Annotated in this window: 11 protein-coding genes; 4 read left to right on the top strand and 7 right to left on the bottom strand. The window is 54.9% G+C overall.

Annotated elements, in window-relative coordinates; translation table 11 throughout:
- Positions 1 to 22: 22 nt before the first annotated feature.
- Complete coding sequence (locus BFW87_RS00585; protein ID WP_217699406.1) at positions 23 to 778, top strand: SDR family oxidoreductase; 756 nt, start codon at positions 23 to 25, stop codon at positions 776 to 778.
- A gap of 52 nt (positions 779 to 830) precedes the next feature.
- Positions 831 to 1,580, top strand: a complete 750-nt coding sequence (locus tag BFW87_RS00580) for an SDR family oxidoreductase (RefSeq protein WP_078738071.1) — start codon at positions 831 to 833, stop codon at positions 1,578 to 1,580.
- A 598-nt stretch (positions 1,581 to 2,178) separates the two neighbouring features.
- On the opposite strand, the gene BFW87_RS00575 is transcribed toward BFW87_RS00580, so the two are convergent.
- Entirely contained in the window at positions 2,179 to 2,628 is a 450-nt protein-coding gene (locus BFW87_RS00575) for an OsmC family protein (RefSeq protein ID WP_078738070.1), read from the bottom strand.
- 560 nt (positions 2,629 to 3,188) lie between these two features.
- On the opposite strand from BFW87_RS00575, the gene BFW87_RS00570 reads away from it, so the two are divergent.
- Together BFW87_RS00570 and BFW87_RS00565 are read left to right on the top strand one after the other, a co-directional pair.
- Positions 3,189 to 3,854 (top strand): response regulator transcription factor, encoded by a 666-nt coding sequence (locus BFW87_RS00570; RefSeq protein WP_078738069.1) that lies wholly within the window; start codon positions 3,189 to 3,191, stop codon positions 3,852 to 3,854.
- Complete coding sequence (locus BFW87_RS00565; RefSeq protein WP_078738068.1) at positions 3,851 to 5,227, top strand: sensor histidine kinase; 1,377 nt, start codon at positions 3,851 to 3,853, stop codon at positions 5,225 to 5,227. The genes BFW87_RS00570 and BFW87_RS00565 overlap by 4 nt, the downstream gene beginning before the upstream one ends.
- Here BFW87_RS00565 and BFW87_RS00560 read toward each other — a convergent pair.
- The 6 genes from BFW87_RS00560 to mlaD all read right to left on the bottom strand — a co-directional run bounded on the left by BFW87_RS00560 (position 5,166) and on the right by mlaD (position 12,397).
- A complete protein-coding gene (locus BFW87_RS00560; protein ID WP_254865844.1) occupies positions 5,166 to 6,311 on the bottom strand; it encodes an alpha/beta hydrolase in 1,146 nt (381 codons plus the stop codon). The genes BFW87_RS00565 and BFW87_RS00560 overlap by 62 nt on opposite strands.
- 59 nt (positions 6,312 to 6,370) lie before the next feature.
- Positions 6,371 to 6,697 carry a hypothetical protein gene (locus BFW87_RS00555; protein WP_078738066.1) on the bottom strand — a complete coding sequence of 109 codons (327 nt, stop codon included), beginning with the start codon at positions 6,695 to 6,697 and terminating at the stop codon, positions 6,371 to 6,373.
- Positions 6,698 to 6,707: 10 nt separating this feature from the next.
- A complete protein-coding gene (locus BFW87_RS00550) occupies positions 6,708 to 9,785 on the bottom strand; it encodes an efflux RND transporter permease subunit (protein WP_078738065.1) in 3,078 nt (1,025 codons plus the stop codon).
- Positions 9,782 to 10,936, bottom strand: a complete 1,155-nt coding sequence (locus tag BFW87_RS00545) for an efflux RND transporter periplasmic adaptor subunit (RefSeq protein WP_217699400.1) — start codon at positions 10,934 to 10,936, stop codon at positions 9,782 to 9,784. Before BFW87_RS00545 ends, BFW87_RS00550 begins: the two co-directional genes overlap by 4 nt.
- A gap of 335 nt (positions 10,937 to 11,271) precedes the next feature.
- On the bottom strand, positions 11,272 to 11,919 hold the full coding sequence (locus BFW87_RS00540) for an MlaC/ttg2D family ABC transporter substrate-binding protein (RefSeq protein WP_078738064.1): 648 nt from the start codon (positions 11,917 to 11,919) through the stop codon (positions 11,272 to 11,274).
- A 10-nt stretch (positions 11,920 to 11,929) separates the two neighbouring features.
- The gene (mlaD, locus tag BFW87_RS00535) at positions 11,930 to 12,397 is read right to left on the bottom strand and encodes an outer membrane lipid asymmetry maintenance protein MlaD (protein ID WP_078738063.1); all 468 of its coding nucleotides are present in this window, start codon (positions 12,395 to 12,397) and stop codon (positions 11,930 to 11,932) included.
- Positions 12,398 to 13,406: the final 1,009 nt, after the last annotated feature.

Raw genomic sequence — 13,406 nt, 5'->3', positions numbered from 1 at the left:
CGGAGAAAAAATGACGACTCAAATTGGCTCGAAAATTGCTCTCGTTACTGGCGGCAGCCGTGGTCTCGGCCGCAGCACTGTCCTTGCCCTCGCGAGCCGCGGCGTTCATAGCATCTTCACCTACAACTCCAGCAAAGACGAAGCCGACAAGGTCGTTAAAGCCGCCCGCCAAGCTGGCGCTACCGCCATCGCACTGCAACTAGATACAGGCAACATCGGCTCCTTTACCAGCTTCGTCGAACGCGTCACTACGGCCCTGGCCGATCTCGGTGCCGAACGCTTGGACTTCTTGGTCAACAACGCAGGCATCTCTCATCACAAGAGCATCGAGCAAACCACTGAGTCTGAACTTGATCTTCTGTACGACGTCAACTTCAAGGGAGTGTTCTTTCTGACCCAGCAGCTGCTTCCGCATATCAATGACGGTGGTCGGATCATCAATATCTCTACTGGTCTGACACGTTTTTGCGTCCCTGAAAGCGGCCCTTACGCTGCATTGAAAGGTGCAATTGAAGTGTTAACTCGTTATCAGGCGAAAGAGCTCGGGCCGCGCCGGATCACTGTCAACGCTGTAGCGCCGGGTGCGATTCAGACCGACTTCAGTGGCGGAGCTGTACGTGACAACCCCGAAGCCAACAAATTTGTTTCCAGCGTTACTGCGCTGGGTCGCCCAGGTTTACCAGACGACATTGGCCCGTTGGTTGCTTCACTGCTGTCCGAGGACACCCGTTGGGTCAACGCCCAGCGTATTGAGGCTTCGGGCGGCATGTTCCTATAAACCACGTGTTCAAGGCTTTCTTTCTTCGTGAAGGTAGGCCTGGAGGAATGTGATGACAAATCTAAAGGGTAAGGTCGCATTGATCACCGGCTCTGGCCGTGGATTGGGCAGAGCCATTGCTGAGCGATACGCTCAACTAGGTGCGGATATTGTTGTGAATTATGCCGGCAGTGAAAAAGCTGCGTTGGACACTGTTAAGCGTATTGAAGAGATCGGCGCGCGCGCCCTGGCTATCAAGGCTGACGTATCGAAGCAAAGCGAGATCGATCGTCTTTTCGATATGGCGCTGGAGCATTTCGGTCATTTGGATATCGTCGTCGCCAACGCTGGCCTTGAGTTGGTCGGGCGCTCAGCTATCGCATTTGATGAAGATGACTTTGATCGGCTGTTTGCAGTCAACACCAAGGGCGCGATCCTGACCATGCAGCGCGCCGCGCGGGATATAGGTGACGGAGGGCGGATTATCTACGTCGGCTCAAGCACCACCGCTTTTCCTATGCCTGGTCACGCGCTGTATGGCAGTAGCAAGATGGCGCCACGCTTCTTTGTTGAGGTATTGGCCAAGGAAATTGGAGTGCGCGGCGTTACCGTCAACTCGATCCTGCCTACAGCCACCGAAGGGGCAGGGGTGTCCACCAACGGTGCGCGGGAAGAAGTGAAGAACTTCATTTCATCCAGTAACCCTATGGGCCGAATGGGCAACCTTGATGACACGGCGAACGCAGCTGAGTACTTGGCGGGAGACCTTGCGAGTTATATCAGTGGTCAACATTTATTGATCAGCGGCGGTGCGCCGGCGTGAGTAGAGAGTATTAGCATCACTTACCAATCATGAATGCAGTAGTAACGCTATGAAACTAACTAGCAATAACTTAGAGTGGCGTAGTATAAGGGGCGCCGTATGTAACTGCACGTTACAGTTGTTGGGGTGCGCGATCTAATTATAAGCCGAACCCCGTGCCTGAATTTTTAATAATCGCCGTTTGTGTCGCGCTGGAACAACGTGCAGATAATTTGTATTGTGGCGGAGTGTTTTTGAGATGCTGGCGCACTTTGGTTTGGCTTCATTCAGCGTCGTTTATAGCGCCTCGAGTTTGGCTTTGATAGCCGTGAAGTCGAGGATAATTAGGCTGAGAGTGCCCGACTAGAGCAGCTTACCTGCTCTTTACGTTTGGCAGCATTGAAGCGTATAAGTGGTGCGATCACGGGGTATATACTCCTAAGCGATCGCTTCGCGTAATATAATCAAGGAAGGAGTGTTAGCTTCGTACATGCGGGGCGGTACAGTTGGCAACTGACTATAATCGCTATCATCACCCAATAAGCGTTATATCGATTCATGCCGTTAGCTTATACCGTCGGGGATGCTAAACCTCACATACCCCCCCCCCGCGCGATTATTAACTCGATGGCAATTGGGGAGAGGCCGTCCCCTGAATCTCAACGTCGATTCCAGCGGCTCTCAAAATACCTCCAATAAAACATCTTTCATGGGCGCTCGAAAAAACCACACTGGCTCTATGCAATTGTTCCTCCGTAGCGTCCGCGGATAAGAGTGCGTGTGCAGTATGGATGATTACCATTTTAGACTCTCTTGATTTTCTAATTTCCGAATCGATGTCTAACCCAATCACCGGTAGTTTTTCTGCCTCGAGCATCGCTATCAATGTGAATGTATAGCATGTTGCTGCTGAGGCAATTAATAATTCTTTCGGATCTGTACCAGTGCCGCTGCCTCCAAGCTCTATTGGTATGCCGATGTCAGTGTGTAATGATCGACCCTTAATAGCTCCGCGGCCCTTCATGGCACCTGTCCAAACGGTTTTTAGAATAGGAACTTCTTTAGTCATGAGCTATGTCTCCGGTAATTTTATGATTTCACGCATGGCGCACGTGAGTTATCATGGGTGTAACTAACGCTAGAAAATATTGGGGCTACCCGAAGGGTGCATAGTATTTTTATATCTCAACTCATTCCAAGACGTGAGTTTCCTAGCTGAGAGTCACAAAGGTTTACGAAAAGATCAAGTGAAAATTTTACTTACTTTACCCTGCGCCCCGCGCACGATAACAATCGGCACCACAAAAATCAGGCACGTGGCAAAGGATAGAATTTTAAATCATCTTGACCTATCTAGAAGACCTGACACCCTTTTACACTTACTGCCACCGAGTCGTCCGTACTGACGAGCCTCGCGGCTTGGGGCGGTTAGCTCGGTGGTGTCATACTTAAGTATTACGCGGGGTAACGGGCTGCTTCTGAGATAAATCTTCATCGCGTTACCGAGAGTATTGGAAAATAGTCGCGCTCAGCACTTGTGCGCGAACCAAAGCGACACTGGTTAGACTTAATATATTCTTAAAATATTTTATTTAAAGTACGCTCATTCAACGTACTAGTGAGGATCTCGTGTACCTATTGCTGGTTGAAGACGATGCCATGCTTGCAGAGGCCATTTGCGATGGTGCCCGACAAAACACCTGGTGCATCGACCACGTCAAGGACGCCTCCCAAGCGCGAATGGCACTGGTTGAACATACCTATAACGCAGTGTTGCTTGATCTCGGTCTGCCGGGCGAGTCCGGTTTGACGGTGCTGAAGGCCATGCGTGGGCAGCATGATCCTACCCCAGTGGTAATCCTAACGGCCCGCGGTCAGCTCAGTGAGCGCATCGTCGGGCTGGACGCCGGTGCGGATGATTACCTCGTTAAACCGTTCCAGTTCGATGAGCTTTGGGCTCGCTTGAGGGCGGTAAGTCGGCGCAGCGAAGGGCGGGTGATCTCGCGTCTAACGCTGGGAGATATCGAAGTGGACCGCAGTCGCAACGTGGTGCGGCGAGCGGGTCTGCGCGTGGCTCTGAGCGCCAACGAGTACCGCACACTGCTGGCGCTGTGGGAGCGGCCTGGGCACGTAGTTGCTCGTGATCACTTGCAAGCGCTGGTATACGGCCATTCCAGCAATGTCGAAAGCAACACAATCGCCGTGTACATCCATCAGTTGCGCCGAAAGTTGGGCGACGACATCATCACAACGGTGCATGGTCAGGGCTACATGATCACCGGTTCCAAAGGATGAACTCCCTGCGCCGACGCATGATGCGCGTCCTTTGCCTGACAATCGGTATTTGCTGGGCGCTAACGCTGGCGCTATTGCTCTACACCCAGGCCAGCTCCCGAAGTAGTTGGGACAGCAAGCTGCAAACCATCGCCACCAAGCTGCTGCTCTCGATCCCGCAAAGTAACCAATTGCCCCAAATGAATGGCCCCAGCTTGCAACTGCGCAACACAGAGTTGGCCGACACCGGCGAGTTGACTTTCCAGGTCTGGGCGGGACGCGACCGTATGGCTGTGCGGGCGCCAGGAGCTCCGGCGACTGCCTTGCAAGTGGACTTCCAAGACGGTTTTTCAAGTCCTGTGGTGGAGGGCCGGAAGTGGCGGGTCTATTCGATTTCCGATAGCACCGGACATATATTCGTCCAGGTCGGCAACTTGCACAGCGTGATAGATGCCGAAATGCGCCGTAAAGCCTTCTTGGCACTTGGTATTACCACCACCCTTCTAGCGCTGCTCGGGCTGTTGATGTGGCAAGTATTAGGGCGTGCGTTGTTGCCAGTATTGGAAATTGAAAATGTGCTTCGAGGGCGGCGTAGCCTCGATCTCACGCCATTGCCGGTGGTGGCCTTACCCAGAGAGCTACAACCGCTGGTGGAAGCCTTCAACCATTTGCTCGGCCAACTCGATCAAGCGCTCGAAGGTGAGCGTCGTTTTATCGGCAACGCTGCCCATGAACTGCGCACTCCATTGGCGGCCTTGCAGGCCCATGCACAGATTGCACTGCGCGCCACTACCTTGGCAGAGAAGGACACAACCCTGCTGAAGTTACAGGCCGTGGCACAGCGCAGTACGCGTTTGTCTGAGCAATTGCTTGACCTTGCACGGCTGGATGCTTCCAATCCCGGACTGCATCGCGTCCGAGCCGACCTAAACGAATTGATCGGCTACGTGGCCGATGAGTTTGAAGTTCAGGCGGTCCAGCAACAACGGATCATGCAGCTGTGCGTCGAACCTTGCCTTATCGATTGTGATATCGATGAGATAGGCATTTTGCTGCGCAACCTGATTGACAACGCGTTGCGTTACACCGAGCCTGGTGGACGTGTGAATATAAGCTGTGGAGAATCAACGCAAGGCGTGTACCTGCACGTAGCCGATGATGGGCCTGGCGTACCGGTTGTCGAACAAGAGATGATCTTCGATCGCTTCCACCGGGTATCCGGTACCGGAGGGCGTGGCAGTGGAATTGGCCTCTCGCTAGTCAAGAGTATTGCCAAGGGACATGACGCAAGGATCCTGGTGGGGGAGGGGCTCGATGGCAAGGGGTTGGCTATTACCGTGTATTTTCCGCCCCTGAATGTGTTTGAGCCCCTGCCTCCAATACCTGCGCCATGATCTGCGCTTGCCAAGCGAAATATGGATTGTAGGTCAGCCGAGCATGGACTCTGCCGGGCTCACGATAACCCCAGTCCGAATACCACACAGGCCCACCTGTCTGGCATTGCTGGTACGCGATATCGCTCTGGCCGTTCCAGCACAGGCGCTGGTTACCTTGACGCCCGTATTGTGGATTGTCGGGCGAGAACAATACGCCCATATGGGAAAACTGACTGATGTGTTCGGCCGGCAACTGGTCGCTGCGAACCAGCATACGTGGACTTTGCAGTTCGCTGGAGAGATTCCCGTACCAGATCATTCGCGACGCCGGGTTAGGGAAGCGCTGGTTGAAGGTGTCTCGCACGTACGCCACATCCACTACCGAGTCATGGGCAGCACTGACCACCAGTACCGGGCGGTTGAATCCGTGCACTGCTAGCTTGCTGCGCACCGCTGTGCTGCTAAGGTAGAATTGGGCGAAGCCATTGGTCGGTACGTTTTGGTAACGCAGTGACGTCTGCTGCGGGGCTGCACTTGTCGGCTGGCGCAGCCACGGCTTGACTCTGGCCAACCATGGCAACACCCAATCAAACGGAACGTTGGACTTGAACGCAGGGGAAAACAGTAGCAACCCTGCGATCGACTGATCGTCTATGGCGTAATCTACTACCAGGTTGGCGCCGGTTGAGAAACCGCCCAGATAGACGTGCTCGACATCTTTGCGTAGCAGCGCCACCTGTTGTTCAACAGTCCGGCGCCAATCGTTGATGTCGACATCGAGCATATCCGCTGGCTGGGTGCCGTGGCCTGGCAGCAGCACGGTGCGTACCCGATAACCATCGCTAGCCAGCTGTGTTGCAATATCAACGAATGAGCCGGGTGAATCACCAAGGCCGTGAACCAGCAGAACGCCTCTGCCGTTAGGCTGCGTGGGCACCCATTCCCGGGGGGCGTTCCAAGCTAGCTCCAGGGTGTGATCCGGGTTCTGGAAGTGCCGATTGCGCTCAATCTGCGCCAACGTTTGCAGTCGGTAGTCTGTGAAGCTGGCCGGAACTGACTGAACGACCTCTATCGGAGGGCGGGCACAGCCGGTGAGACTCATAATAAAGAGCGCATAGAGTGCTTTCATCGATTTTCCTGAGTGTTCATGTTGATAGGCCGTCAAAAACGATAGATGTGCCACGTTGGCGCCACGTCCAGAATTCCATGATCTACGATGGGTTGGTCCTGGTCATCGTTGCTCAAGTGGGTTGTGCTCAAATCTGGATGTGGGCGTGACCGTGGCTTGTCGATTCCGCTGAACCTACTGTTTTCCTGGAGAACTGCTGCGACCTCACTGGGGATATCCTGCAGGCCTCGGGGTTGTTGTTTTTCGTCCAAGGGTGCAGCCTCGGCAGGTGGCCCCGCCAACATGGACAGGCTGGCCAGAAACAGCAAGGCAATGATCGATACCACTGGGTGCGGCGATTCAGATTTGAGCGGTAACATGGGCATATCCTCAGGGGCGGGAGACGGCTGCGTGGGCCTTCTGGCCGACGAGTCGAGAGAGGCGATGCAGCCAGCGTTCGGCGTCATCGACATAGCTGAACACCACGGGCACCACTAGCAAGCTGAGGGCGGTGGAGGTGACCAGGCCACCGATGACGGCAATCGCCATGGGTTGGCGAAAGCTAGCGTCGGCACCCAGTCCGAGGGCGATGGGCAACATACCGGCGATCATTGCCAGGCTGGTCATGACAATGGGCCGTGCGCGTTTGTGGCAGGCTTCGAGTATCGCTTCGTGCACCGCCAGTTGGCGCTCGCGCATGCCTACCACGGCGTACTCGACCAGCAGAATCGAGTTCTTCACAACGATTCCCATCAGCATGATCAGGCCGATCATTGAGGGCACGTCCAGCTCGCTGCCTGATAGCACCAAGGCTATAAAGGCCCCTCCCAGGGACAGCGGAATGGCGCACAATATAGTCAGCGGTTGCAGGAAATCCTTGAACAGCAATATCAGCACGCAGAACACACAGAGCAGTCCCGCGATCATGGCGGTGCCAAAGCTTGACGCTAGTTCTGCTGCCGCTTCGCCGTCGCCACTCTGGATAATTTTGATCCCCGCCGGCAGTGCGCGAGCGGCAGGCAGCGCAAGGGCTTCTGCCACAGCTTGGCCCATAGGCATGCCGCTAAGGTCGGCGCTGATCTCGACATAACGGCGACGGTCGTAGCGGTCTATCTGTACCGGGCCACTGCCTACAGTTAGGCTGGCAACGCTGGACAGCGGTACCAGGCCGTTGACTGTGCTGACGCGCAGGTTATTAAGTGCCTCCAGGTCGTTGCGCTGGGTGTCGCCCATGCGTACGCGAATAGCCACTTGACGATTGTCCAGCGTGAGCTTGGGTAACTGCGCATCAAAGTCACCCACAGTGGCAATGCGGATGGTCTGCGCAATGGCGGCGCTTGAGACGCCACGTTCGGCCGCCTTGGAGTAGTCGGGGCGAATGCTGATTTCAGGTTGCTCGAGACTGGCGTTGGAACTGATGTTGCTCAGCGAGCCAACACCGCGTAGCTCCCGCACCAGGGCCTGAGCGCTCAATTTCAGGGCTTGAGAGTCTTCGCCCGTGAGGATCAGGGTAATTTTTTCCCCTGGGCTCCCGGCACCCACGCTAAAGCGCGCGCCAGGGATGTAAGCCAATACTTGACGTACCTTGTGCTCAATTTTGGCTTGGCTGTCGCGTTCATCCCGTGGACCTAGGGTCAGTGTCAGACTGCCTTTGCGCACTTGCGCGATGCCCTGACCATTTTGGCCGGCCTCGGGCACCCCAGCGGTACTGAAGACATGTTCGATGCTTGGGATCAACCATAGAGCGACGCGCACGTTCTGCCCAACCGCGAGTGTGTCTTCCAGCGTGCTGCCGGGAGGCAATTCAAAGTTGACGACGGTGTAACCGCGATCAGAGGGCGGGATCAACCCCTTCGGTATCAGCGGAACCAATGCCAGGGAGGCAGCGAAGAACACCAGTGCGGCCACGAACGTCAGCAGTCTATGGTTTAGCGCGATGCGCGCCAGGCGCAGATACAGGGTCATCCACCGTGAGTCGGGCCGCGGCTTTGGGACGTGGTTGTGCAGGAATTTAACGGCGAGAATCGGCGTCAGTAGGCGCGCTACCAGCAGGGATGACAGGACGGCGATCACGGTGGTCCAGCCGAATTGCTGGAAAAACAAGCCGGGAATGCCGCTCATCAGAGCTGTGGGTACGAATACCACAACCAAAGTCAGGGTAGTGGCGATCACCGCCAGGGCAATCTCGTTCACTGCATCGCCTGTGGCCTCCAGCAGCGGTTTTCCCAGACCTCGATGACGCTCGATATTCTCGATTTCGACGATGGCATCGTCCACCAGAATGCCTACCACCACCGCCAGGGCCAGTAACGTCAGGGTGTTCAGCGAGTAGCCCAGCCACCACATGGCCGCAAACGCGGGTAGGATCGACAGGGGCAATGTTACCGCCGCCAACAACGTCGCACGCCAGTCCCGCAGGAACCACCACACCACCAGAATCGCCAGCAGGGCGCCTTCATAGAGCATTTGCATCGATCCCCGATACTGCTCGCGGGTGTAATCCACGGTGCTCGAAACCACGCTGAACTTCAGCCCTGATTGCTCGGCCTGGAGAGCTTTCAGCGTCTTGTCGACGGCTTCGGCTATGCGTGTTTCATCGCTGCCTTTGGCCCGATATAGGTTGAAGCCAACTACCGGAAGACCGTCCAGTTCGGCAAATTGGGTGCGTTCGGCAGTGCCGTCGGTTACCTGCGCGACCTGATCGAGGCGTAACGCTCGACCGTTGTCCTGGCTGATCGGCAGCGCTGCCAGGTCTTGGGCTTGGCGCACGTTACCCAAGGTGCGAATACCTTGTTCGCTCATTCCCAGTTCGCTGCGCCCGCCCGAGGCATCCTGTTGGGTCAGGCGCAAAGTGCGGCTGACATCGGCAGCGGTCAGGCCGTTGGCGATCAGTTGCACCGGATCAACCTCGACCCGTACCTCGCGCTGCACGCCACCGATACGTTCGACACGGCTAACACCCTGCTGTTCCAGAAGGGCTTTGGTCACGGTGTTATCAACCAACCAGGACAGCGCCTCTTCACTCATGTTGTGCGCGACGACGGCATACGTCAGGATCGGCTGCCGCGCCATGGTGACTGCGGTAACCGACGGTTGCAGCATGTCATCCGGTAAGTCCGAGCGGATGCGGTCCACGGCGTCCTTGGTCTCGATCAGTGCATCGGACAATTGCTTTTCCAGCACAAATTCGACCCTCAACTGCACTTGGCCGTCGCTGATGGCCGTGCGTATGTGCTTGAGCCCGGAAATGCTCGCCAGAGAGTCCTCAACCTTGCGCGCAACCTCGCTTTCCAGTTGCGAGGGCGCAGCGCCCGGTTGGGTGAGCTGCACGTTAATCGTGGGCAAGTCGAGGTCGGGCAGATTCTGGATCGACAACCGCTCGAAGCCATGCAGACCCGCCAGTGACAACAGCAGAAACAGCAGGATTGAGGGAATTGGGTTGCGCAACGACCACGTAGCGAAGTTCATTGCTGAGTCTCCTTGGGCGCGTCCTGCACACGTACCAGATCGCCGTCGTCGAGCAAGCCTGCGCCCATGACGGCGATTCGCTCGCCAATGGCCAGGCCGTTGATAATCTGTACTTCGTTTTCCTGTCGCCGCCCGGTGGTAACCGACTGCAGACGCACCTTGGGTGTAGTCGGTTGCTCGTCAACCTTGAATACATAGCTGTGTCCGTCACGGATCACCACGCTAGCGGCCGGGACGGCGGTTACAACGCCGTAGCCACTGAGGATTAGGCCATTGACGTACATCCCCGCCATGGCAGGGCTGCCCTGGTCCAGATCAGCGATGACAAGCAGCATGCGGCTCTGGCTGTCGAGAGCGGGGGCAAGTTGGCGGACCTGCGCACTGGCACTGCGACCATCGGGCAGGCTCAATATCACGTGTTGTCCGGGCATGACCTCGGATCGACGGCTGGCAGGCAGCTCCCCATGCCACTCCAGGCGTTCCTGGCAAATCAGTCGGAACAGCTCCTCACCGCTATTTTTCACCGACCCCAGCGTTGCCGACCGAGAGCTGATGACGCCGTCGTCCGGCGCCAGGATTTCAGCGTAATTCTGTTGCAGACGGTTGGCCGCCAACTGTGCACGCAAAGCGTCCACTTGTGCGCGGCTGGTCTCGGCCGACGTGACGTAGCTCAGAATATCCATTTGGCTCATGCCGCCCTCGCTCTTGAGCATCAGAGCGCGTTGCCGGTTAGCGGCGGCCTGGGAGGCGGTCGCTTGTGCTTCTTCGTAGCGCGCCTGCAGTTCGGCTTCTTGGACGCGTAATGTCGCGGTATCAAAACGCGCTAACACTTGGCCCTGTGTGACCCGGTCACCGACCTGTGCCAGTACTTCCACCAACCGCAACCCCGACACTTGCGTGCCGATACTGGCTTCTTGCCATGGTACGATGCTGCCTGACGCGGTCATGATCAGTGGCCATCGGGTACGTAGTACGGCGCTGGTGGTGATGGTCAGCGCAGGGACTAACACCAGGGGCGCCATTGTGGCCTTACGCCATTTGTTCAGCCCTAGCAGGCCGAGGCTTGCAAGCAACAGCAGTCCAAAAGCAGCGAACGTCATGGCGAGCCAGCGCAGGCGGCGAGGTTGTTGCTGGAAACGAAGGTAAAACATTCTGTACGCCAACGCCGTCATTCCTAGTGGGAAGTTATGGGGTGGACTATGGCGAAGAATATTTAAGAAAGTCTTAGAGGGATTAGCCACTTATTAAGCAGCTGGTTTTGGATGTGCTGCGTGTGATGCACATCCCCCCTTCAAGCAATGGAAGATCCTCGATCTGCCAATGCGGAGTAGGGGAGCATATCCTAGTGACGCTCTCCCTATGTAAATAGCGTGTAGTGCGTAAACCAACGTTGCTGCGCCCAGCTAGTTTTTAAATAGCCAGGCGCCGTAGCAAGTTACTCTTCTGAAATAAAATGAACTGCTTTAGAGTAGGCTGGCTATATTACCTAAGATGGATTATTTGAGGCGTTATCGGTTTCTTCCTTTGCCTTGGCTACCTCGCCAGCCCAACCATTTATGGTCTTATCCAGGTCATTAGCATTGCGCTGCATCGCGTCCGCAAATTGATCACGGAAGATCTTTCCGATGTTGATGCCGTCGATGATCACGTTGCGTAACTTCCATTCTCCGTTGACTATCTCAAGGGTGTAGGACATCGGGTATTTCAAACCGTTATTTCCATTGACAGTCATACCGACGTTAGTGCGATCACCCGTTACATCTGTTGGTGGGTCGACGGTGATTCCCTGATTGTTGTACTCCAGCAGCGCATTACCATAGAACTGAAACAATCCACGTTTGAAGTTTTCCTGAAAGCGCGTCATCTGCTCGGGCGTGGCCCTGCGCGAGTATTTGACCGTCATGATGCTGCGGGAAATACCCTCGACATCAACCATTGGCCCGACGATCGCGTTCAGGGCCGCGTAGAACTGTTGCGGATTTTGCTTATACTGTTCTTTGTTGGTAGCTAGGTCTGCCAGCATCCTGTTGGTCGTATCCTGAACCAGGTCGTGTGCACTATTGGCCGCATTGACAGCCCACGGCAGCGCAGTTACCAGGAGTATCAGCAGCCCGCGTCGCAAGGTAGAGATCATGAGCACACCCTTATTTGGCGTCATTATTGACTGTGTTAAACAGGAATTTGCCGATCACGTCCTCAAGCACCAGCGAAGACTGTGTGTCGTGAATGGTCGAGTCGGCGCTGAGTAAGCTCTTGTCTGCGCCCATGCTGACACCGATGTACTTCCTGCCCATCAGACCCTCCGTGAGAATCGATGCTTTGGAGTCATTGGGCAGATCATCCATGTCCTTGTTCATTTGCATCGTTACACGGGCGCTGAAATCATCGCGATCCAGATCGATAGCCGTGACTCTGCCAATGACGACACCGGCCATCGTTACCTTTGCGTTGACAGTCAAACCCGCAATACTTTCGAAATTCGCATAAAGTCTGTAAGTGCCAGCCGTATTGCTGTTCGACGAGCCACTGACTTTCAGGCCAAGAAACAATAAAGCCAGAAGACCTGCTAGCAAAAAAAGACCAACACTGATTCCCTCAGTGTGTTTTTTCATCAGTAATCTCCGAACACGACAACGATTATGTACGGGAGGGTCCGATCGAACACGTTATACACCAATGCCGTCATTACCGGCGCGAGTTCCGAGATATAGTATGGGGGATAATTGTTAAGAAAGTATTAGAGAAATTAGCCATTTATGAAGCTGCTGAGATTGGATCTGCTGGCCCAGGTTGCTACTATACCGGTAAATTATTGTCCAGTGACAGCCTGTAACTATTTTTCCTCACCATTTGCTTGACTAGATACGGAAGGAAAGTGCCATCATGCTCTGGATGAGAAAACTTATTTTCACATGTCAAACATGAACCTTTGATTCGCCGAGCAAATACGGATTTCAGGCGAAGATGTGTACCTTTTCCGTCACGAAAAGCACGTCTACTCTTTAACTTGCGTAATCTTGCGAAAACAATCAGATGCAACGCTTCGCAGTTGATGCTTACCTGCGTCCTTCCTTAATTCCCTGCCCAAAAAAATGCCCGCCAATACGAGAGTTAAGGTATGAAAATAATTAACACTCACAGTATGGGTATTACTCTGTTGCTCAGCGCAGTCGCTCACTCGCAAGGAAAATCAGCCACTAAGAAACCGAGCGCTGTCGATAAAATTCATCGCTTTGACGCTTGATGACGGACCTTGAGAACCTCCTACGCCGGCGCTCCTTGACCTGCTGAAAAAATAGGATGCCAAAGCTACGCTCTTAGTTTTAGGCAGCGCAATGGACGCCAATGCGCCACTCCTGCAGTTATCGTATTGTAGCTGGCGCGCAAGATAGCGATATTGTCTTTCTGCACGATACTTCTCAGCGCTCGATGGAGGCGACGGAAATGACTAGGCGCAATCTCTCCGAGAAAGGCTTCATTTTCGTTGCGGTAGAGAGCCTAATCAAGCGTCATGGGCCGCTGGTTGCGGGTCAAATCTACAAGACTGGAAACGCTGATTGTGCTCGATTAAGTACAAGGGGTCGAGATGATTGCAGGCAAGCTCATCACTGCCCGAAATGT

The sequence above is a fragment of the Pseudomonas fluorescens genome, assembly GCF_002022275.1.
In the GTDB taxonomy this organism is placed as follows: domain Bacteria; phylum Pseudomonadota; class Gammaproteobacteria; order Pseudomonadales; family Pseudomonadaceae; genus Aquipseudomonas; species Aquipseudomonas fluorescens_AJ.
This window is presented reverse-complemented; position numbering and strand designations above follow the sequence as displayed.